Origin of the sequence: Zwartia lucis (assembly GCF_965234455.1) — a bacterium.
Lineage (GTDB): Bacteria > Pseudomonadota > Gammaproteobacteria > Burkholderiales > Burkholderiaceae_B > Zwartia > Zwartia lucis.
Map to the genome: position 1 here is coordinate 89377 of NZ_OZ248476.1, position 20547 is coordinate 109923.

The window sequence follows — 20547 nt, forward strand, 5'->3', positions numbered from 1 at the left end:
GCAGACATGTCAAATATTTTAGAAATTAAAAACCTCAGCGTCGAGTTCCCGACACGCCGAGGGACCTTGAAAGCTTTAAACGATGTGTCCTTTTCGATTGCGGCGGGCGAGATCGTAGGCGTGGTGGGTGAGTCGGGCGCAGGCAAGTCCCTGACAGGTGCCGCCATCATTGGTTTGCTCGAGCCTCCAGGTCGTATTTCAAATGGAGAGATCCTGCTCGAAGGACGTCGTATCGACAATCTTTCAGACGATCAGATGCGCAAAATCCGAGGTCGAGAGATTGGTGCGATTTTTCAAGATCCGCTGACCTCTCTTAATCCGCTCTACACCGTGGGTCACCAGATTGCAGAGACGATCGTGACGCATCTGCCAATGACTTGGTCGCAAGCGCGTCAGCGTGCCATTGAGCTGCTGGAGTCGACGGGCATTCCCGCCGCGCGCGAACGTATCGATCATTATCCTCACCAGTTTTCAGGTGGCATGCGGCAGCGCGTGGTGATCGCTTTGGCACTTGCGGCTCAACCAAAATTAATCGTGGCCGATGAGCCCACCACCGCATTGGATGTTTCCATCCAGGCGCAGATTATTGAATTGCTTAAAAAGATGTGTCGCGAACAAGGCGCCGCCGTGATGTTGATTACGCATGACATGGGTGTCATCGCTGAAACGGCTGACCGCGTAGTCGTGATGTATGCGGGACGCGTCGCCGAAATCGGCAAGGTGCGCGACGTGATCCACTCGCCACGTCATCCTTACTCCGTTGGTCTGATGGGTTCGATTCCTTCGATTCATCATCATGTCGAGCGTTTGGTTCAGATCGACGGCACGATGCCAAGACTGACTGCGATTCCTCCGGGCTGTGCGTTTAATCCTCGTTGTCCCCAGGTGATGGAACGCTGCCGCGTAGAACGTCCCGAAATCATTCAGGTCGGCACCTCGCAGGCAGCCTGTTGGTTGCATGAATCCAAGGAGGCGTCATGAGCACCGAGCGCCCTTTAGTTGAAGTTCACGACGCCGCGAGATGGTTTGATGTCTCAGCACCGTGGCTCGAGCGCGTGCTATCGCGTAAACCTCGCAGTATCCTCCGAGCAGTCGACGGCGTATCCTTTAGTATTCGCAAGGGTGAGACATTGGCCTTGGTGGGCGAGTCTGGCTGCGGCAAGTCTACGATTGCTCGCATGTTGGTCGGACTTTATCCGCTTACGCGTGGGACTATCACCTTTGATGGTCAGCCGATCTCGAACATGCAAGGCCGCTCAGGCCTGGCTTTGCGCAAGCGTCTGCAGATGATTTTCCAGGATCCCTATGCCAGTCTGAATCCTCGCTGGCGCGTTGGGCGGATCATCGCCGAGCCGATGTTGGCGCATACCGATATGACGGAGCAAGAGCGTGATGACCGTGTCGATGTGTTGTTGACCCAGGTGGGTTTGCATCCCTCTGATAAATCCCGCTTCCCCCATCAGTTTTCCGGCGGGCAAAGGCAGCGTATCTCCATTGCCCGGGCCTTGGCGGTCAACCCTGAGTTTCTAGTTTGTGATGAGCCGACGTCTGCACTCGACGTTTCGGTTCAGGCGCAAGTGCTCAACATCATGAAAGACTTGCAGAGAAATCTCGGTCTGACCTATCTGTTTATTTCACACAACCTGGCCGTGGTGCACCATGTCGCCGATCGTGTGGGCGTGATGTATCTTGGTCGTATCGTTGAGATTGCGGATCGGAATACGCTGTTTGCTAATCCGCAGCATCCCTATACAAGGATGCTGCTTTCCGCTATTCCTGATATGACCGGGCAGGGACGCAAGCGCACGCCTGTCGCAGGCGAAGTGCCCAATCCGCTGAATCCACCCTCAGGTTGTACCTTTCATCCACGTTGTCCGTTTGTGCGCGAACGCTGCAAGATCGAGGCGCCCGTGACACAAAACTTTAAGGGCGTGGAAATCGCCTGCCACGGGGTTGCAGAAGGTTGGCCGATGCAGGTTTAGGGGCCTCGACCAAGCCTGTTTGGATCATTAGTTCGCCTTGATGTTACGTACCTTGACGAGCTCGTTCCATTTCTTGATATCGGTTTCCACAAATTGCTCAAACTGCTTTGGCGTACCGCCAACAGTTTCCATGCCGATCGAAACAAAACGTTGCTTCACCTCAGGTTGCGCGAGGATTTCGTTGATCTCCTTGTTCAGGCGATTGACGATGTTGGCGGGCAGTTTTGCGGGACCGATCAAGCCAAACCACGTGTAGACATCCGTATCCTTGAATCCTTGCTCACCGAGCGAGGGCACATCAGGTAGCAAGTCCGAGCGCTGTGAACCAAACACGGCAATTGCCCGCAACCTGTCGTTTTTGATAAAGGGCAGAGGTGCGACGATGGGGTGAACGCCAGCGGTCAGTTGACCACCGACGAGATCCGTCACTGCTGGCGCATCACCCTTGTAGGGGACATGCGTCATATTTGATTTGGCCAGATAGTTAAACAACTCGATGGCTAAATGCGGGCCGGTTCCGTTGCCTGGGCTTGAAACATTGACGGCCTCAGGTTTGGCGGTAAGCTCGAGTAGTTGCTTTGTTGTTTTGATGGGCGAGGCTGCAGGGACCAACAAGAAAAGAGGTGCACGCACGACCTGAACGATCGGTGTGAAGTCTTTGATCGTGTCATATTGCAGCTGTCCAAACAACGCAGGGTTGGTCGTATGTGGGGCTGCAGCCATCAGCAAGTTATAGCCATCCGGATCGGCTTTGGCGATTTGTGCGGAAGCGATACGCGTGTTTGCGCCTGGTCTGTTTTCCACGATCACGGGCTGTTTGAGTCTAGTTGCGAGATGTTCGCCGATCACGCGCGTCGCAATGTCGTTTGAGCCACCCGCCGGGAAAGGCGAAATCAGTTTGATGGGTTTTGAGGGCCAGTCCTGAGCGAGTGCCAAGCCACTGGCGCCAAAGCTCATGCCGAGTGCCAATACGATGTGGGTCATTATTTTCATGTCTACCTCCAGAGAGCGATTGAACCTGCTAATAAAAAAAATAAACTACTTCATGATCCGCTTTGCGATATTGAGCAAGTGAATTTGGCTGGTGCCCTCGTACAGACGGAACAGCCGGACATCCCGATACAGCATTTCAATTGCTCCGCCAATGTCGGCACAATAGCCCGCACCGCCAAAAATTTGCACCACACGATCCGCCACGCGTCCGCACATCTCTGAGGCGAAGTATTTGCAGATCGAGGCTTGTGTTGTAACGTCCTCGCCGTTGTCACGGGCCCGAGCGGTTTCCAAAACCAGACTGCGCGCCGCTGAGATTTCTACTTGGCTTTCGGCCAGCATGGCCTGGACAAGTTGAAACTCCGCAATCGGTTTACCAAATTGCTCGCGTTTCTTGACATGCACGAGTGCTTCATCAAGCATTCGCATCGCAGGACCAATGCATAATGCTGCCAAGTTGATACGTTGTTTGTTGAGTGTCTTCATGGCGGTGGCAAAGCCTTTGCCGGGTACGCCACCCACGATTTGCTCGCTGCTAGCTAGCACATCCTCAAGATAAACCTCCGACACAGGCGAGCCTGACTGGCCCATTTTTCGATGTTCAGGACCTGTACTTAGCCCAGGAGTCTGACGTGGAATTAAAAAGGCACTGATGCCGCGATGGGACAAATCGTCCGAATCGGTTCTAGCAAAAACAGTAAAGAGCTCGGCGATCGGTGCGTTCGTGATGTAGCGCTTGGTGCCGTTGATGCGCCAGTGCTGCGATCCTCCTTCCATGACCGGCATCGCTGAGGCTTTCAATGCTGTGGCGTCCGAGCCCGCGTCAGGTTCAGTCAGCGCGAGGCAGCCCGTGACTTCACCACTGGCGAGCTTGGGTAACCATTCTTGCTTTTGTTCGAACGTGCCGTCTTGAATGATCGATTCCGCACCAATCCCGGTGTTGGTCCCCGCTCGTGCGCGAAAAGCCGTCGCGGCTTTCGAGAGCTCCATATTGGCGAGTGCGAGTTCTTCGGTCGTCATGCCAGCGCCACCGTATTCGCGAGGAATGCTCCAACCAAAATAGCCACGCTCACGCATCATTTGGACGAGGTGTGCTGGGATTTCATTATCTTTGACGACTTGCGCTTCCGCGGGAATCGCAATCTCACGGACAAACTGTCGAATGTCGTCCAGACGTTTTTCGTTGAGTGCTGAATCTTGAATCATAGGAATGTTCCGCTTGTAGTCACAATCTTGCCACTGTCGCGCTCAATGTTGTGACATGCTTCGAATAAATGTGGAATGATATTTTTAAGGAGTTCGGCTTTTGTTAGTCTAGCGGTACTGATCGTGCAATTCATACCGATTTGCAGATGGTCATCCGAGGCGACATTCAGTGGAACGGCAACAGCGAGTACATTGCGCTTCCAGTCACCTCGGCTTAAACAAAAGCCATTTTTCTCGTAAAAAACACGATCTTTTTCAAAATAGGGAAGGTCTGCCGTGTATTGCGCTGCGTCTTCGACTTTGAGTCGATTCAGGATAGAGGCACGTTGCGCGCTTGTACTTGCGAACAGTAATGCCCGTCCGAGCGCGGTGGTTAATAGGGGGCGCGCACTCCCAATATCGGGTTTTAAAAAATTTCCTCGGTCAATACGTAGGGCATCGATATACACCACCTCGAGTTTTCCCAGCATCCCGAGATTCACGGTCCAGCCCGTTTTGGCAGCCAACTTTTCGATATGGGGGCGGGCCAGGTGCCGGATTTCCATGCTGGCAAGCATGGGATAACCCAGCATGAGGACGCCCGGTCCAAGACGATACTTTTGCAAGCGATCGATGCGCGTCAGATAACCGAGTTGCTCGAGGGTGTACGTCAATCGCGAAACCGTGGCCTTGGGCAAACTGGTTTTTTCGCAGAGCTCACGATTGCCCAGTAGATACTCTGCGGGCGTAAAGGCACGCAGTACCTGCAGCCCTCGGCTCAGGTTGATTGCAAACTGACGATCTGTCTCCACAGTTTGGGGCGCCTTGTTCATATCTGTATGTTGAGGGATTGTTGAAAGGGGGACAACCTAAATTTACAAGAGTTTCGCTGTGCGGAACAAATGACTCAGCGACTGATAAATCTGCTCAAATATCTCGATGTATACAGAAAACCCCTCCGCAACGCCCCGATCCCCTATGCTGCAAGGCATCAATATCCTGGATTTCTCGACGGTGCTTGCCGCCCCTTTTGCGGCCACGCTCTGTGCCGATCTCGGTGCGCAGGTCACAAAAATTGAATTACCAGACGGCTCCGACGCGTTGAGAGGCTTGGCGCCCACAACGCCTGAGCATGCGCTCTATTGGAAGGTTGTGAATCGCAACAAACAAGGCATTACCCTCGATGTCCGCAAGGAGCAAGGCCGTGACTTGTTTCTGAAAGCGATCGCCCGCACCGATGTTCTCGTAGAAAACTTTCGTACCGGCACGCTTGATAAGTGGGGATTGGATTTAAAGACCTTACACGAGGTGAATCCCCAGCTAATCGTCTTGCGCATCACGGGTTTTGGACAGACCGGCCCTTATGCAAAACGTCCGGGCTTCGCCAGGATATTCGAGGCCATGAGTGGTTTAACGAATCTGATCGGTACGCCCGAGAGTGGTCCACAACATCCTAATTTACCGATCGGTGATTTGATCACAGGCGTCTTTGGCGCTTTTAGCATCGCCTCAGCCATGGCGTCACTGCGCGCGCGGCCAGAGCAGGGCGGTTTTGAAATCGATTTGTCCGCGACCGAGGCGATTTTCCGATTGCTCGACCCACTTGCCGTCGAGCATGAGGTATTGGGTTATACGCGCAGTCACGTCGGGAATCGGGCTGACTACACGGCACCGTCAAACATGTATCGGAGCAAAGATCATATCTGGGTGACCTTGGTCGCCTCCTCCAACCCCATCTTTAGCCGTTTGTGTCATGCGATTGGGCACGCTGAGTGGTTATCCGACCCGCGCTTTGAAACCAATCCCGGACGGTGTCGTCATGTCCAGGTAATCGACGAGGGCATCTCTCAATGGTTTGCCAGCCAAGACTTCAGTGAGATCGAACACATATTGGGTCAGGCTGATGTACCTTATACCAAGGTGTTCAACATCAAAGATGTACTTGCTGATCCACAGGCGCAGCATCGTCAGTCCGTCATGCGGATCGAGGATGCCGACCTGGGATCGATCCCAGCGCCTTGCGTAGTGCCCAGGATCAGCGGTGCCTCGAAAATCACCCACCGCAGCGGACCCGCGGTCGGTGAACATAATGCTGATTTTTTTGGAAAGCTTGGTTTGTCGCCCAGCGATCTTGCTAGGCTTAAAGAGCAAGGCGTGATTTAAGTCACGAGCTTACCTTTAAGCTGTGGCTGCAACTTCCATCAAGGCATCACTCATAGCAACTGAATAAAGAACGTTTGCATCCAATATGACGGTGTATCTGTTGTGTCCAGCCATAATCCAGAGCTTTAGTATTCAAGCCCGAGCTCGCGCGCGTTTTCTGCCATTTCATTGAGCGCGTCTTGTTGTGCTGCGCGCATCAACTTTGCATAAGTCACCAGATCTGTAAATCTGATCCGACGATGAGTCCCTACCATGCGATGGGCGAGTTTCCCTGCATCAATTTCTTTAATTAAGAATGGTCGTGAGACGTTTAAAAAATTTGCTGCCTCTACGGTGCTGAGCTCCTGTTTTTCAGGAACGAGCATGATGGGTTGGTGGCGTGCCATCAGCCCAAGTGTTTGGCCAAGAATGCGCAAGACTTGAGGAGGAACTTTCACGCTTGGACAAGTTCCGTCGTCACTTTCTATGGTGATTGTTGCTGCGCGCGAGTGATCCAGGCAAGCCATGATCAAGCGCTCTGCTGCTTTAACCATTTCGGTTTCGATTTCGTTCAAATCAGGGGGCACGAGTTTGTCCCTGTCGAGCGTTTTGCCCATGCTGATCTCTCGTTGCGTTGTGATTGGTGGCGTTTAAAAAAATTAAAGATCTCTCTCAATTTTAACGCCACAGGTGCAATAAATGCAATAAGTGAAACATAATAAAGAAATCTGAATGCTCTGGCCTTGAGTCCTTCAAGGTGTGAAATTAATGAATAGACGGCGGTTTGCCGTTCAAGCCCTCTGGCGAATCGTCCTCATCCTCGTCATCCCCCAGGTCCTCAAGCAGTTCTAGATCTGGATCTGGCAAGGCCTCTTCGGTCAAATCAAAAGGCAAAAGCTCGGCAAGCTCCATCGCGAAGTCAAACTCGTCACCATTTTGATCCAGACGAACAAAGCGCGCTTCGGGATCTTCGGTAATTTGGATCGCCCAGAGATACTGACAGTCATAGACTTCCGTATCGAGATCGAGACCCCCACGGTTACCGACAAAGCGCGCGCCCGGCCCACCCATTTGCACCTGTGTCGCTTTTTCATCGGGTGCTTCATCGACACCCAGCGGGATGGCAAAAATGACCCACTCCGCATCATCATCCCTACCGATTTCCGCCAAAACGGATTTACCCATATAGGCGCTTAGGCCATCGGCAGTTTTGCCTAACATGGCAAGTTCTTGTTCGGTAAAGCGCAGGGCGTGGTCAGGTGTGGTCATAAGTACTCAGTTTGGAGCTGTTCAGTCAGGCAAAAATCGATTTAGCCGTCATCATAGCGCCCTCCAAGCTCTACAATAGCGCATCGTCTTTTTATTCTTTGATGGACCTATGGCTCAATACGTATACACCATGCACCGCGTGGGCAAAATTGTCCCCCCCAAGCGCCAGATTCTGCGCGATATCTCCTTATCCTTTTTCCCGGGTGCCAAAATTGGTGTGCTGGGTTTGAATGGTTCGGGAAAATCGACCCTGCTTAAAATCATGGCCGGCGTGGACAAGGAGATTGAGGGCGAGGCCGTCCCGATGCCAGGACTCAATATCGGCTATCTGGAGCAAGAGCCTAAGCTCAACCCTGAGCACACCGTGCGCCAAGCGGTCGAGGAGGGCATGGGTCCCGTCGTCGCGGCTAAAAAGCGACTCGACGAGGTCTATGCGGCCTACGCCGAACCAGACGCTGATTTTGATGCGCTCGCCGCCGAACAGGCGGATTTAGAGGCCATTATTTCGGCCGCGGCCTCAAGCGGCTCCGACGATACAGAAACACAAATGGAAATCGCCGCCGATGCGCTGCGCCTGCCACCCTGGGATGCCAATGTCGGCAAGCTCTCCGGTGGTGAAAAGCGTCGCGTTGCGTTGTGCCGTTTATTGTTGTCCAAGCCAGATATGTTGCTGCTAGACGAGCCCACTAACCACCTCGATGCCGAGAGCGTCGAGTGGTTGGAGCAGTTTCTGGCCAAGTTTCCCGGTACTGTCGTGGGCGTGACCCACGATCGTTACTTTCTAGACAATGCCGCCGAGTGGATTCTCGAACTCGATCGCGGGCATGGCATCCCCTGGAAAGGCAATTACAGCTCCTGGCTTGAGCAAAAGAACGACCGCCTCAAACAAGAAGAATCCACCGAATCAGCCCGTCAAAAAACCATTAAAAAAGAACTTGAGTGGGTACGTCAAAACGCCAAAGGCCGTCAGGCTAAAGCCAAGGCACGTATGACCCGTTTTGAAGAGCTCTCTTCGCACGAATACCAAAAGCGCAACGAAACCCAGGAGATCTTTATTCCTGTGGCCGAGCGACTGGGTAACGAAGCGATCGAGTTCGTGAATGTCAGCAAGGCCTTCGGCGACAAGTTGCTGATGGATAACGTGAGCTTCCGAGTCCCACCTGGTGCGATTGTCGGTATTATTGGTCCTAACGGCGCTGGTAAATCAACACTGTTTCGCATGATCGCCGGACAGGACAAGCCTGACAGTGGAGAGGTCAACATTGGTCAGACCGTCAAGATCGCCTTTGTCGATCAGTCCCGTGATGCGTTACCTGATGCCAAAACGGTGTTTGACACGATTTCCGACGGCGCAGATCTGTTAACAGTCGGTCGTTTTGAAATGCCGGCGCGTGCCTATTTGGGACGCTTTAACTTTAAAGGCGCTGATCAAGGGAAAATGGTCGGTCAGCTCTCCGGTGGTGAACGCGGACGCCTGCACCTGGCCAAAACACTGATTACGGGCGGCAATGTGTTGCTGCTTGACGAGCCTTCAAACGATCTGGACGTAGAAACCTTGCGTGCACTCGAGGATGCGCTGCTTGAGTTTGCAGGTTCTGTGATGGTGATCAGTCACGATCGTTGGTTCCTCGATCGTATTGCTACGCACATCCTCGCGTTCGAGGGCGACTCACAGGCTGTGTTCTTTGATGGCAACTATCAGGAATACGAAGCGGACAAGAAACGTCGCTTAGGCGAGGCAGGTGCAGCGCCCAAGCGGATTCGCTACAAGGCGCTGCGTTAAAGCATCGTTTCAGCCGCTAGACTTTTTTACGACAGATAGCTATTGACCAAGTCGCGACTCGCCAGTAATTCTCTGGCGGGTCCTTCCATGGCGCAGACTCCGTTGCGTAACACCATCGCCCGATCTGCGTATTCCAACGCTAGCATGGCGACCTGCTCCACTAAAATAATGGCCAATCCTTGATCCGCGAGGTTGCGCAAGGTCGTCATAATGAGCTGAACGATTTGAGGGGCAAGGCCCAGCGAGGGCTCGTCGAGCATGAGTACTTTGGGCCGCATCATCAAGCCGCGTGCGACTGCCAGCATTTGTTGCTCTCCGCCCGAGAGTGCGGAGCCCGGGATCCCCTGCCGCTCTTTCAGGATTGGAAAGCGAACCCATTGTTCTTCTAACGCCTGATCGATGACTGCGCGATCAAGACCGATGTTTTTAGCGCCGATCAGCAAATTGTCACGTACAGAGAGGCCAGGAATAATTTGTCGTCCCTGCGGGATATGGATCATGCCGAGCCCGGGTAGTTTGTGCGCGGGAACCCCTCGGATATCTGTTCCATTAAAAGAAATCTTGCCTGCCTCAATTGGAAGCAGAGCAGACAGGACGCGCAGCAAGGAGGTTTTACCCGCCCCATTAGCACCGATAACTGTAAAGAGCTCCCCATCACGAACGTTCAGACTGATGTCCTTCAAGACCTGATTGGCACCAATTTTGGCGGAGATGTTTTGAGCCTGAATCATGCGCGTGCTCCAGTACCGAGGTAGGCTTCAATCACATCAGGATTCTTTTGAATCTCTGCCGGAGTTCCATCTGCGATCAGTTTTCCAAAATTAATCACACTTACCTGATCGCACACCGACATGACAAACTCCATATTGTGTTCGACCAAAAGAATCGTGATACCCAGAGCACGAAGTCTTTTGATCACTTGCGCGATTTCTTGAGCTTCTTGGCTATTTATGCCTGCGATCGGTTCATCTAAGAGCAAAATTTTAGGACGTTGCGCAATGGCTCTGGCGAGTTCAAGAAGTTTTCGATGACCATAGGGCAGTTGACTAGGCAGCAGATGCGCTGCGTGCGCAATTCCAAAGAACTCCAAAATGTCGAGGCAATCTTGCTGGGCGGCACGCTCAGGCTCAGCTCCAGATAGCCAGGTCAAAAAGTCACGTAGATATGATTGTCGGTGCTCAATGCCGAGCATGACATTATCAAGAACTGAAACACCCTCAATCAACTGCAGATTTTGAAATGTTCGCGCCAAACCATGCCGCGCGCGTTGCGCAACATCCAGCCCAGAAATATCTTGGCCATCGATTTTGATGAAGCCTTGGTCAGGGCGATAGATACCAGCAATCATATTGATGATGGTCGATTTGCCAGCACCATTTGGGCCGATCAGTCCATGGATCGAACCACCCTGCACATCGATTGAAACAGCATCGACAGCCTTAAGTCCACTGTAGCTCTTGCTGATGCCGTGAATAGTGAGCGTAGCCTGACTACCTTTCATATTTTCCATGAAGGCAGGTAGGAACTGCTTACCCTCATTTGCAGCGTGAGGCATGGTTGGCGAGTGCTCGGCAGAGCGAACCTGACTGAGGCGATTCCTAAGACTCTCAAGAATGCCAGCCGCACCTTTTGGAAACATTAAAAGCACGATCAAGAGGATCAAGCCATAAATGAGCAGGCCATATTTGTCGATCCCGGCAATGACTTCCACGATCGCCAACAGAATTAAGGTTCCCAGTAGCGGTCCGCTTTTAGTGCCGAGACCACCCACTACAGCGGCAATCAACAGGGCGATACTGAGCCTGACTGAGAAAGCATCACTGCCGACGTAACCAGACTGATGTGCGAAAAATGCGCCACCCAATCCGGCTAATGCCGCGGCAAACGCAAAAATCCCTGCTTTCCAGCGACTGACGTTGATCCCGACCGATGCGGCAAACACTTCAGATTCGCGAATGGCGCGCAGGTTACGACCCAAGCGGCCTTGTTCGATAAAGTCCGAAATCAATTGAACAGCAAAAAGGCTTAGTCCTGCGACGTAAAAGAAGGCAGTAGGCCCCAGTTTGCCAAGCCCGAAGTCGAGCGTGGGGATGCTGCTCAAGCCCATGGCTCCGCCCGTCAAGCCGATCCAGCGTTGAGCAAGGATATCCAAAATATATCCAACGGCCAGCGTTGTCATCGCCAGATATAAACCACGCGTACGGAGCGCAAAAACGCCAACGAGTCCTCCGCCAATCGCCGCCAGCAACGTACCAAACAAGATAGATAAAGGCACGGGCCAGCCGAGTTTAAGCGCGGTGAGTGCAGAGCCGTAAGCGCCGAGCGCGTAAAAGCCGGCTTGTCCAAGCGACATTTGACCCGAAAGACCGAGCAGCAGATTCAAACCAATCACTGCAATGGCTGTATAAAAAAATGTCTGAGCCAAAAATAAGTAGAAGCCGTTAAGAGGCAACCAAGGAAAGATTAAAAAAACCGCTAATGCCAACGCATATATCTTTCTATTGGATAAAGATTTGGCCAAATGAGCATTATCGGACATCTGTGCCTCGCTCTGAAAAAAGTCCCGAGGGTTTGATGGCGATAATCACAAGCGCGGCGAGTAATGGATATAGATCGCCAAAGCCAGAGTCCATATAGTTGGAAAGTGATTCAAAAATACCAAACAAGATGCCACCGATCAAAATCCCGACGGGATTGGCAAAACCACCAATGGCAGCGACGATCAGGGCTTTGATGGTGAATACCAAGCCCATGTGCGGGTTGATGGTGACCAGGGGACCGATCAAAATCCCTGCGACGGCAGCCAGGATGGAGGCGATCACGAATACACCGGTTTTAACGCGAAACGTATTAATGCCTAACAGCATCGCTGCATCCGGGTTGAAGGCGACTGCCTGAATATTTTTCCCCCATCTTGAATGAAACATAAAGCCATAAAACAAAGCGACGATCGTGACTGCTGCCACGATCACCAGTATTTCCTCGAGAAAGAGACCTGCTCCCAGCACCTGCACCACTTCGTCGCGCTTAGCGCTAAAAAGAGGGGCAGAGTACTGGGAGGTCTTGCCAAAACCAAGTTCAATCACGTTTTGAAGAATGAGCGCGATACCCGCTGTGGTCAGGATCCAGGAATACGCACCGACGTTGGAGGATTTTTTACGATCCAGTGGTTGAATGGCGATTCGGTTCAATAGCCATCCCATCACAGCAAGAATCATCAAAGTGGCGATGATTGCGAGTCCAAGTGGCACTCCTACTTTCCTCAAAATCAAAATAAGGAAAGTACCCACCATTAAAAAGTCACCTTGTCCAAAATTGACACGATGCGTGGTGAGGTGAGTGATATAGAGACCAAGCGCGACAAGGACGTAAATTGCCCCCATCGCGAGGCCGCCTGATAACAGTTGGATAACGTTGCTCAATTCCATATTATTTCAGCCGTGTCACAACACCATTTTTCCAAACACCAAGAAAAACATGCTCTTTGTCGAGGCACTCATGGTCGGTTGGGCTAAAGGGTTTTGCAGGGGTTGAGGAAATCGCCTGAATGCCATCGATATTTTCAATAGCGTTACGGATCGCAACAGGGTCTGATTTCCCAACTTTGTCCACAGCCTTAAAAACAATCATGCCAGCATCGTAGCCAAGCGCTGCCACGACAGGCCAGCGATATGCTTTGCCGTACTCTTTAGTCATGCGTTCATCAAAGCTTTTTGCACGGGGTGTTGTGATATCGAGGGCTTGACCCATGACGGTGCCTTCGATGGCATCTTTTCCAACGATCTCAAGCACTTTTTGTGACGACAGTCCCCAGTTTCCTGCGATGACAGGTTTGTAATTCAGGCGTGGCAACGGACGGAAAGGTAATTCAAAAGATTCATGAAAGTTCAAGACGAGATCGGCTTTTGCGTCACGCAGTTTAACCATCTGTGGCGTGAGATCGTTCACCCCAGGCGCTGCAGCCTCTGTCGCGACGAGTGTGACCCCTCTTGCTTTGAGTCCTTCGACAATCTCTTTAGCAGCGAAATTTCCATAGCCAGTTGTTGAGTGAATCAGCCCGATGCGTTTAAAGTTTTTAATACCCCAGTCCAACATTTCATCAATTTGAAATTTTTCCACCATGGAGCAACGGAAAATATAGCTAGGCTTTTCGTTGATGAATTGAGTCGTAATGTTGGTGGCGATAGAGGGGCCGGCAACAAGTGGCACACCCGCCTTTTGAAGAATTGGCGCCATCGCCAGCACGTTGCCGCTACTAACTGTACCGATCACGACGGGAACTCTGTCGTTTTGTATGAGTCGCTGTGCCAGTGATACGGCTCTTTGCGGATTAGCCTCATCGTCATAGACGACGAGCTCGATCTTTGTTTTACCACCTGCAGCTTGATAATCCTTGAGCGCAAGCTTGATGCCTTGCAGATACGATTCGCCAAAATCAACGATGGCTGGTGGTCCGCTCAGGCCTTCAATCACGCCGACTTTGACTTGAGCGACGGCGGTAGTGCCGAGCGAAATGCACGCAGCGGCCAGTGTGGTTTTAAGTAATTTGTTTAGTAGTACTTTATGCATGTTGTCTTCTCCGGTTTTACTGTGAAAAATTAATCGTCTCTTGTATCAACGACCTTTAAAGTTTGCTGCTCTCCTCTCCTTAAACGAAGTCACACCTTCTTTTAAATCTTCTGTCATCCCGACATCGTAAAAAGAGCGGGACTCCCACTTCAGCGCTTCATCCTGATGCATGCCCATAGATCGGCGCACGACTTCCTTGGCGAAGCGATGCGACAGGGGCGCACGCGAGGCAAGCATTTGCGCGTAATCCAGTGCGCGCTCCAGGAGCTCGCTCTGAGGATAAATGCGGTTGACCAAGCCGATACGATAGGCATACTCTGCATTGACGCGTTCACCCGATAAGATGATTTCCATGGCGTGCCCCATGCCTATTATCTGAGGTAAGCGAATCAGACCGCCATCACACGCGTGAAAGCCCCATTTGGCATCCTGCAGAGCAAACTCGGCATTTTCCGAGCAAAATCTGAGGTCGCACGCGAGTGCAAGTTCAAACCCTCCGGAAATGGCAAAACCGTTGACAGCCGCGATGATGGGCTTGTCGATATCTAAATTGCGCGTAATGCCACCAAAACCAGGGCCATTCGTATATTTTTTTCGGAATTCAGGTGCCGAGGTCTGCGCAAAAGCGAGCGTATAGGTTTTGAGATCTGCGCCCGCACAAAAGGCTTGACTGCCCGCCCCAGTAATGACCGCAACACGCGCATCATCATCTTCCTCAAACTCATACCAAAGATCGACGAGCTCGTCATTCGCCGCGAAATCAAGAGAGTTCATTTTTTCGGCGCGATTAATCGTGATGAGGCGGACATGCCCCTTTTTTTCATACAAAATGTTAGACATGTTTATCAACTTTAAATGTAGGAGTGGTCATTGCTTGATTGGGCTCTGGTAGCGCGATGACACGGTCACCAAGCGCATCACCTTCTTGAAGCAGAAATCGTCCGGTGACACGTTGGCCGTTATCCAGATCAAATACGCCTACGTGATAGATGCCGTCAGCTTTGAACTTGAGCGGCGGCTTGCGAATGGTGGTCCAGCTCACCAGCCGGCCGCGACCGGGTATCTGAATGGGGAGCATGTCTCGGCTCAGGCAAGTCGAACAAAGATCGATACAAGAGGCATCAAGAGCACCGCAGTGATTGCACTGATGGAACGTCAGCATGGCGGATTCACTCATGCGTCTCTACCTAAAATATTGACAGTGCAGGCGACGCCTGTTCCACCCAAATTGTGGGTCATTCCAAAGCGTGCGTTGTTGCGTTGGTTAGGATGCTCGCCCCGCAGTTGTTTGACGACCTCATAGACTTGCCCAATGCCTGTGGCGCCCACAGGATGTCCCTTGGCTAATAGACCTCCGCTTAGGTTGATCGCGACATCGCCCTCCAGTCCCGTACGCCGTTCCAGCGCCCATTTGGCACCTTCACCGCGTGGCACGAGTCCCAGATCTTCGCTGTCGATGATTTCTGCAATAGAAAAACAGTCGTGAAGCTCAACAACGTCAATATCTTTTGACTGTAGACCTGCCTGAGCATAGGCATGGTGCGCGGCCGCGACAGTCGCCTCAAAGGTGCAGAGATCAGGATGACTGGCGACGCTCGGTGAGCCGCTGGTTTGCGCGGAGGCGAGCACACGGATCCGTGGACTTCCATCGTGAGAAAGCATTTTTTCGGAGCACAACACGATGGCGGCAGCGCCGTCGCTTGCCGGGCAGCAGTCGAACATTTGCAGCGGATCTGCGATCATGGCCGACTGTTGTATCTGTTCAAGGGTCAGTGTGGCGCCCATCTGCGCAAGTGGATTTTTCAGTCCATTGCTTTTATTTTTCATCACGACTGCGGCGACTTCCTCGCGGGTCGTGCCATAGCGTTGTGCATGGATACGCCATGCGAGGCCGAACAAGCCTGGAAAAGTGAGGCCGCTCGGACCGTCATTCTCGTTGTCCATCGCACAGTTCAGCGCTGAGGTGACCTCGGCCGTCGAGGCGTGCGTCATTTTTTCGACACCGACGACGATGGCGACGTCACACATCCCGCTAGCGATCGCAATCCAGGCATGACGAAAAGCGATTCCACCAGAGGCGCATGCACCTTCAACTTTTGTGCAAGGGATGTTTTTGAGACCCAGCCTGTCTCCAACAATGCCAGCGAGCACCTCTTTGCCATTGAGCGGTCCGCTGATAAAGTTCCCCAGATACAGAGCACCGATTTCTTTGCGTTCCAAGCCGGAGTCTAGGATGGCTTGCGCCGCTGCATCGACTGCGAGGGATTCGATGGGAATGGCAATGTGCTTGCCAAAGGAGGTTGAGCCAATGCCTGCGACAAATACTTTTCGCATCATGCCTCTCCTTTTTTGAACGTCTTACGTAACTCTGTTTTCAAGATTTTTCCGTAGTTATTTTTTGGCAAACTTTCACTGAAGATATATTCGCGTGGACGTTTAAAGCGCGCCATATTTTCAAGGCATAGTGCGTCCATCTCTTCGCTTGTGACAACGTGTCCGGGTTGTGTGACGACAAAGGCAATGGGCTCTTCGCCCAGATCCGCATGCTCACGTCCCACCACGGAAACTTCGATGATGGCCGGATGCCGCAGCAAAACCTCTTCGATCTCTCTGGGATAAATATTGCTACCACCGCGGATGATCATATCTTTGGAGCGGTCCCTCAGCGTGAGATATCCCCTCTCATCCATCGTGCCGATGTCTCCTGTCCAGAGCCAGCCATCCCGAATGGTGGAGTGGGTCGCTTTCTCGTTGTTCCAATATCCAAGCATTCTCGTGTCGCTGCGCGTGACGACCTCTCCAAGTTCACCATTCTGTACTTCACGTCCCTCATCATCCACCACGCGCAGTTCAACCCCCGTTCGAGCTGTGCCGCAGGAGGCCAGTCTTTCCAGATGACGCGTATCGCGCGTGCCTTCGTGGTCGCGTTTTGACAAGCCTGTGATCGTCATTGGACTCTCGCCTTGTCCGTAGACTTGAAAAAGCTTTGGACCAAACAGATCAAGCGTTTGTAGGAGATCGCTGACGTACATCGGACCACCACCGTAAAAGGCGGTCAGAAGACTGCCTGCAGGGTTGTTGACGCCATTCGCTGAACGGATCAGCCGTGACAGCATCGTCGGTGCGGCAAACATAGAGACATCCGGATAGCGTTGCAAAGACTCAAAGACGATGTCAGTCGTAAACGAACTTTCGATGACTTGATGTCCGCCACCAAATAAATGTGGCAAGGCATATAGGCCCGAGCCATGTGAAAGAGGTGCGACATGCAGCATTGTCTGACCGGGCAATACTTGATCGACATCTGCGCAATATTGCAGACACATTGTCATCAGGTTTCGGTGTGAAAGCATGGCTCCTTTGGGAGTACCCGTCGTTCCGCTGGTATAAAAAATCCATGCCAAGTCATCAGGATGTTTGTCGACGCAGGCAATCGGAGCGTGCTTGACGTTGATTTCGTACTCGAGGTCATCCACACTTAAGATTTCGCAATCAGCGAGTGCGCCTGAGAGTTCTTGATGCAGTCCTAGATACAGCGACTGGCTAGTGAAAATAATGCTCGCACCGCTATCGCTCGCAATGGGCTTGACTTCCTTGGGGTGAAGTTTTGCGTTGACGGGCACCGCACAAAAGCCGGCAGCCCATGTTGCAAAAAGCACCTCTATGGCTTCACGTCTGTTTTCCATAAAAATCAAGACGCGTGCGCCTGACTCCAACTTCTTTGCCTGTTGAAGTGCGCCTGAAAGACCGAGTATTCGCCGTGCGAAATCACCAAAAAGGACGGTGCTGCCCGCGTGCGTGATAGCTTTGAGTTCAGGATGGCTTCGCGCCCGTGTCAAAAATGGTTGAGCGATGTTCATGTTTTTTTGTGTGCCAGCGAGTGGATGTCGGGGCGGGGGAGCGCCATAAAGAAAATCTCTACGAATTGCGCGAGGGGTTGCACGGTTTGATGACGTTTGGCCTGCATAAGCGCACCTTCCCAGCCGGTCCAGAAAAATTCAGCGAAAGGCCGAACGTTGATGGAGGGTGGTATGTCTCCCTCGGCAACGGCTTGTTCAAGACAGTCAGTCATGCGCTCTTCCCAGCCAAGTAAAGCCTCTTGGATGGCCTCTCTAAAGGTAGGGTTTGTTGCGGCAAGCTCCTGCATTAAATTACCGATCAGGCAACCCCGCTTGAATTCGAAGCGCGCCATCCCCTCCATGCCATCTTCGGTGTAGCGACGCAGTCGTTGCAGGGCAGAAGTGCCATCAGGTTTTAGTGCCCGATCCAGTTTCCTGTTAAATAACTCCGCATAGTGCTGGATCACTTCGAGTCCGAAGAGCTCCTTCGAGGCAAAGAAGTGATAGAAGGACCCTTTGGATAACCCTGCGCGTTTAAGGACAACTTCGATGCCCATACTGGCGAAGCTTTGTTCGCAGAGGATTTCTGCACCGATCTTGATGAGACGGTTGCGGGTTTCTGCTCGTGCCGCGGAGCGCGAGATCGTGGCGACGTCTGAAGACGCAGTGTCGGAAGTGGGGATGGGGTGGACCATCATTTAGCATAAACCGGTCTACTCAAAATTAGAGAAAAAAAATCCTAGGGATTTACCCCTAGGATGAATTGCCATGCATAAAAAGTGTTGAACGAGCGCGTCTCGTCTTAACGCTGAGGCATCTCGATCTTGACCTCAAGCACTTCAAGACTGTCTTGACGATCAAATTGGACCTTGATGTCCTCGGGGTTGATCTGCACATATTTCGAGATCACTGCCAGCAATTCCTTTTGGAGTGCGGGCAAATAGTCCGGCGAATTGTTTCCGCCACCGACACGCTCGTGGGCTAGGATAATCTGCAGTCGCTCTTTGGCAACATTGGCGGAGGTTTTTTTCTGGCCGAGCAAAAAAGACAGAAACGACATCACTTACCTCCGAACAATCGCTTGAGTAGGCCTGGCTTTTCGTAATTGACGAAACGCAGGGGCTTTTCCTCTCCGAGGTAACGTGACACTACATCACGATACGCTTCGGATACATCACTCTTTTCAATGTGAATGGCGGGCAAACCTTGGTTGGAGGCTTGCAACACCGACTCGGACTCTGGAATCACGCCGATCAGTTTGATCCGCAAAATATCCTCGATGTCCTTGAGTGAGAGCATCTCACCGTCTTCGACGCGTTTTGGGTTGTAACGCGTCAGCAACAAATACTCTTTGATCGGCTCGTCAGCTTCGATCGCGCGGCGTGACTTTGAGGCCAAAATACCCAAAATACGGTCTGAGTCGCGCACTGAGGAGACCTCAGGATTGGTGACCACTAAGGCATCATCGGCAAAGTAGGCGGCGAGCAAGGCGCCCGTTTCAATACCGGCTGGCGAGTCGCAGATAATGTATTCAAAGCCCATCTCTTTGAGATCGTTGATGACCTTGCCGACGCCCTCGAGGGACAGGGCGTCTTTGTCGCGCGTCTGTGAGGCGGGCAAAATAAACAGGTTCTCAAGGTTTTTATCCTTGATCAAGGCTTGGTTGAGTGTGGCTTCGCCCTGGATCACGTTGACAAAGTCATACACCACGCGACGTTCGCACCCCATGATGAGGTCCAGATTGCGCAGACCGACGTCAAAATCTATCACGGCTGTTTTATGGCCACGCATCGCCAATCCAGAGGAAAAGCTTGCGCTCGTGGTGGTCTTGCCAACACCACCCTTACCTGAAGTCACCACCACAATTCGAGTCATGACGCAAAAACCTTTAAATAGAAAAGTTAATTTTACTGCCCAAGGGCGTTGATAAGAAGCGCATCTTTTTCCAGTTGAATCACAACGGGTTTTTGATGCAGTTCGGGAGAAAGTTTGGTGTCGATCACGCGATAGATCCCGGCGATTGCGACAAGCTCTGCGTCAAAGCCGGTCGTAAAAATGCGCGCTGCGACATCGCCGCGCGCGCCTGCCATGGCTTTGCCGCGCAGTGGGCCGTAAATATGGATATTGCCATCCGCGATCACCTCGGCGCCGCGACTCACGACACCCAAGACGATTAAATCGCTGTTCCGTGCGTAGACGCGTTGACCGGAGCGCAAAGGACCTTTGATCACCATGGTGGGAGCGGCCGTCGCAGCAGAGACCGCCACAGAATCGACGCGCTGAGAGGCGGCGTTGTTTGCTGCGTCAGCGCTGGTGTTCGCAGTTGCAGCAGGTGCGTCGAGGCTGTTTTCTTGTGAGGCGGCAGGGGTCGGTAAACTAGCTGTAACAGGCTCGGCGACAGAGGCTGCCGTTTGCGTATCCGACGCGTGACGTGCAGGCGCAGCAGACAGGTCGACAGGCGTCAGGCCGAAGGCTTGAGCCTGGATCAAATTGTCACCTTGGGCAACCACACCAATCACAGGCAGTTTGTGTTTTTTAAATGCCTCAATCAGCGGTGCCCATTCGATTAAATCATCCACGCGCATCGCGTCGATGACAACAGGCTCGTTTTCAAAAAAAGCACCGGCATCCGCCATGCGTTTTTTAAGTGCCTGAATGAGTGCTTTGGTGTCGGCGTGCTGAAGCACCACACGTATTGCGTAGAGTGTGGCGCTTTTAAATTCTAGGGGGAAAAGTTCAGTCGTCATTGTCAAGGATCATACCTTACCTAGGTCAGCGAGGAAAA

21 protein-coding genes are annotated in these 20547 nt (G+C 52.3%); 4 read left to right on the top strand and 17 right to left on the bottom strand.

The annotated features are described in order from the left end of the window. Positions 1–6 precede the first annotated feature (6 nt). Both AC8GE9_RS15980 and AC8GE9_RS15985 read left to right on the top strand, forming a co-directional pair. Positions 7–981 carry an ABC transporter ATP-binding protein gene (locus AC8GE9_RS15980; RefSeq protein ID WP_506678162.1) on the top strand — a complete coding sequence of 325 codons (975 nt, stop codon included), beginning with the start codon at positions 7–9 and terminating at the stop codon, positions 979–981. After that, positions 978–1982, top strand: a complete 1005-nt coding sequence (locus tag AC8GE9_RS15985) for an ABC transporter ATP-binding protein (RefSeq protein WP_506678163.1) — start codon at positions 978–980, stop codon at positions 1980–1982. The genes AC8GE9_RS15980 and AC8GE9_RS15985 overlap by 4 nt, the downstream gene beginning before the upstream one ends. 27 nt (positions 1983–2009) lie before the next feature. On the opposite strand, the gene AC8GE9_RS15990 is transcribed toward AC8GE9_RS15985, so the two are convergent. Genes AC8GE9_RS15990 through AC8GE9_RS16000 form a run of 3 tightly spaced genes read right to left on the bottom strand, consistent with a single transcriptional unit; the run spans position 2010 to position 4993 of the window. Beyond that, entirely contained in the window at positions 2010–2975 is a 966-nt protein-coding gene (locus tag AC8GE9_RS15990) for a Bug family tripartite tricarboxylate transporter substrate binding protein (RefSeq protein ID WP_506678164.1), read from the bottom strand. Between the two features lie 45 nt (positions 2976–3020). Next, positions 3021–4181 carry an acyl-CoA dehydrogenase family protein gene (locus tag AC8GE9_RS15995; RefSeq protein ID WP_506678165.1) on the bottom strand — a complete coding sequence of 387 codons (1161 nt, stop codon included), beginning with the start codon at positions 4179–4181 and terminating at the stop codon, positions 3021–3023. Continuing rightward, positions 4178–4993, bottom strand: a complete 816-nt coding sequence (locus tag AC8GE9_RS16000) for an IclR family transcriptional regulator (RefSeq protein WP_506678166.1) — start codon at positions 4991–4993, stop codon at positions 4178–4180. The genes AC8GE9_RS15995 and AC8GE9_RS16000 overlap by 4 nt, the downstream gene beginning before the upstream one ends. Positions 4994–5138: 145 nt before the next feature. Between AC8GE9_RS16000 and AC8GE9_RS16005 the strand changes: the two genes are divergently transcribed. Continuing rightward, complete coding sequence (locus tag AC8GE9_RS16005; RefSeq protein WP_506678167.1) at positions 5139–6323, top strand: CaiB/BaiF CoA transferase family protein; 1185 nt, start codon at positions 5139–5141, stop codon at positions 6321–6323. 125 nt (positions 6324–6448) lie between these two features. Here AC8GE9_RS16005 and AC8GE9_RS16010 read toward each other — a convergent pair whose 3' ends face one another. Both AC8GE9_RS16010 and AC8GE9_RS16015 read right to left on the bottom strand, forming a co-directional pair. Continuing rightward, on the bottom strand, positions 6449–6919 hold the full coding sequence (locus AC8GE9_RS16010) for an excisionase family DNA-binding protein (protein WP_506678168.1): 471 nt from the start codon (positions 6917–6919) through the stop codon (positions 6449–6451). 148 nt (positions 6920–7067) lie between these two features. Continuing rightward, positions 7068–7571 (bottom strand): hypothetical protein, encoded by a 504-nt coding sequence (locus AC8GE9_RS16015; protein WP_506678169.1) that lies wholly within the window; start codon positions 7569–7571, stop codon positions 7068–7070. A gap of 109 nt (positions 7572–7680) precedes the next feature. Here AC8GE9_RS16015 and ettA point away from each other — a divergent pair, with 109 nt between their 5' ends. Further along, positions 7681–9354, top strand: a complete 1674-nt coding sequence (gene ettA, locus AC8GE9_RS16020) for an energy-dependent translational throttle protein EttA (RefSeq protein ID WP_506678170.1) — start codon at positions 7681–7683, stop codon at positions 9352–9354. A 26-nt stretch (positions 9355–9380) separates the two neighbouring features. On the opposite strand, the gene AC8GE9_RS16025 is transcribed toward ettA, so the two are convergent. The 12 genes from AC8GE9_RS16025 to minC all read right to left on the bottom strand — a co-directional run bounded on the left by AC8GE9_RS16025 (position 9381) and on the right by minC (position 20509). Next, entirely contained in the window at positions 9381–10085 is a 705-nt protein-coding gene (locus tag AC8GE9_RS16025) for an ABC transporter ATP-binding protein (protein WP_506678171.1), read from the bottom strand. Then, entirely contained in the window at positions 10082–11893 is a 1812-nt protein-coding gene (locus tag AC8GE9_RS16030) for a branched-chain amino acid ABC transporter ATP-binding protein/permease (protein WP_506678172.1), read from the bottom strand. The genes AC8GE9_RS16025 and AC8GE9_RS16030 overlap by 4 nt, the downstream gene beginning before the upstream one ends. Beyond that, complete coding sequence (locus AC8GE9_RS16035) at positions 11883–12782, bottom strand: branched-chain amino acid ABC transporter permease (protein ID WP_506678173.1); 900 nt, start codon at positions 12780–12782, stop codon at positions 11883–11885. Before AC8GE9_RS16035 ends, AC8GE9_RS16030 begins: the two co-directional genes overlap by 11 nt. Before the next feature lies 1 nt (position 12783). Beyond that, the gene (locus AC8GE9_RS16040; protein ID WP_506678174.1) at positions 12784–13923 is read right to left on the bottom strand and encodes an ABC transporter substrate-binding protein; all 1140 of its coding nucleotides are present in this window, start codon (positions 13921–13923) and stop codon (positions 12784–12786) included. Positions 13924–13968: 45 nt separating this feature from the next. Beyond that, complete coding sequence (locus AC8GE9_RS16045; RefSeq protein ID WP_506678175.1) at positions 13969–14763, bottom strand: enoyl-CoA hydratase/isomerase family protein; 795 nt, start codon at positions 14761–14763, stop codon at positions 13969–13971. After that, positions 14756–15100, bottom strand: a complete 345-nt coding sequence (locus tag AC8GE9_RS16050) for a Zn-ribbon domain-containing OB-fold protein (RefSeq protein WP_506678176.1) — start codon at positions 15098–15100, stop codon at positions 14756–14758. Before AC8GE9_RS16050 ends, AC8GE9_RS16045 begins: the two co-directional genes overlap by 8 nt. Further along, the gene (locus AC8GE9_RS16055; RefSeq protein ID WP_506678177.1) at positions 15097–16260 is read right to left on the bottom strand and encodes a thiolase domain-containing protein; all 1164 of its coding nucleotides are present in this window, start codon (positions 16258–16260) and stop codon (positions 15097–15099) included. Before AC8GE9_RS16055 ends, AC8GE9_RS16050 begins: the two co-directional genes overlap by 4 nt. Beyond that, the gene (locus AC8GE9_RS16060; protein ID WP_506678178.1) at positions 16257–17783 is read right to left on the bottom strand and encodes an AMP-binding protein; all 1527 of its coding nucleotides are present in this window, start codon (positions 17781–17783) and stop codon (positions 16257–16259) included. The genes AC8GE9_RS16055 and AC8GE9_RS16060 overlap by 4 nt, the downstream gene beginning before the upstream one ends. Continuing rightward, complete coding sequence (locus AC8GE9_RS16065; protein ID WP_506678179.1) at positions 17780–18460, bottom strand: TetR/AcrR family transcriptional regulator; 681 nt, start codon at positions 18458–18460, stop codon at positions 17780–17782. The genes AC8GE9_RS16060 and AC8GE9_RS16065 overlap by 4 nt, the downstream gene beginning before the upstream one ends. 104 nt (positions 18461–18564) lie before the next feature. After that, positions 18565–18822 (bottom strand): cell division topological specificity factor MinE, encoded by a 258-nt coding sequence (gene minE / locus AC8GE9_RS16070; RefSeq protein ID WP_481932865.1) that lies wholly within the window; start codon positions 18820–18822, stop codon positions 18565–18567. After that, positions 18822–19637 carry a septum site-determining protein MinD gene (minD, locus tag AC8GE9_RS16075; protein ID WP_506678180.1) on the bottom strand — a complete coding sequence of 272 codons (816 nt, stop codon included), beginning with the start codon at positions 19635–19637 and terminating at the stop codon, positions 18822–18824. Before minD ends, minE begins: the two co-directional genes overlap by 1 nt. 32 nt (positions 19638–19669) lie before the next feature. Then, positions 19670–20509, bottom strand: coding sequence for a septum site-determining protein MinC (gene minC, locus AC8GE9_RS16080; protein ID WP_506678181.1), 840 nt, complete (start codon positions 20507–20509; stop codon positions 19670–19672). Positions 20510–20547: the final 38 nt, after the last annotated feature.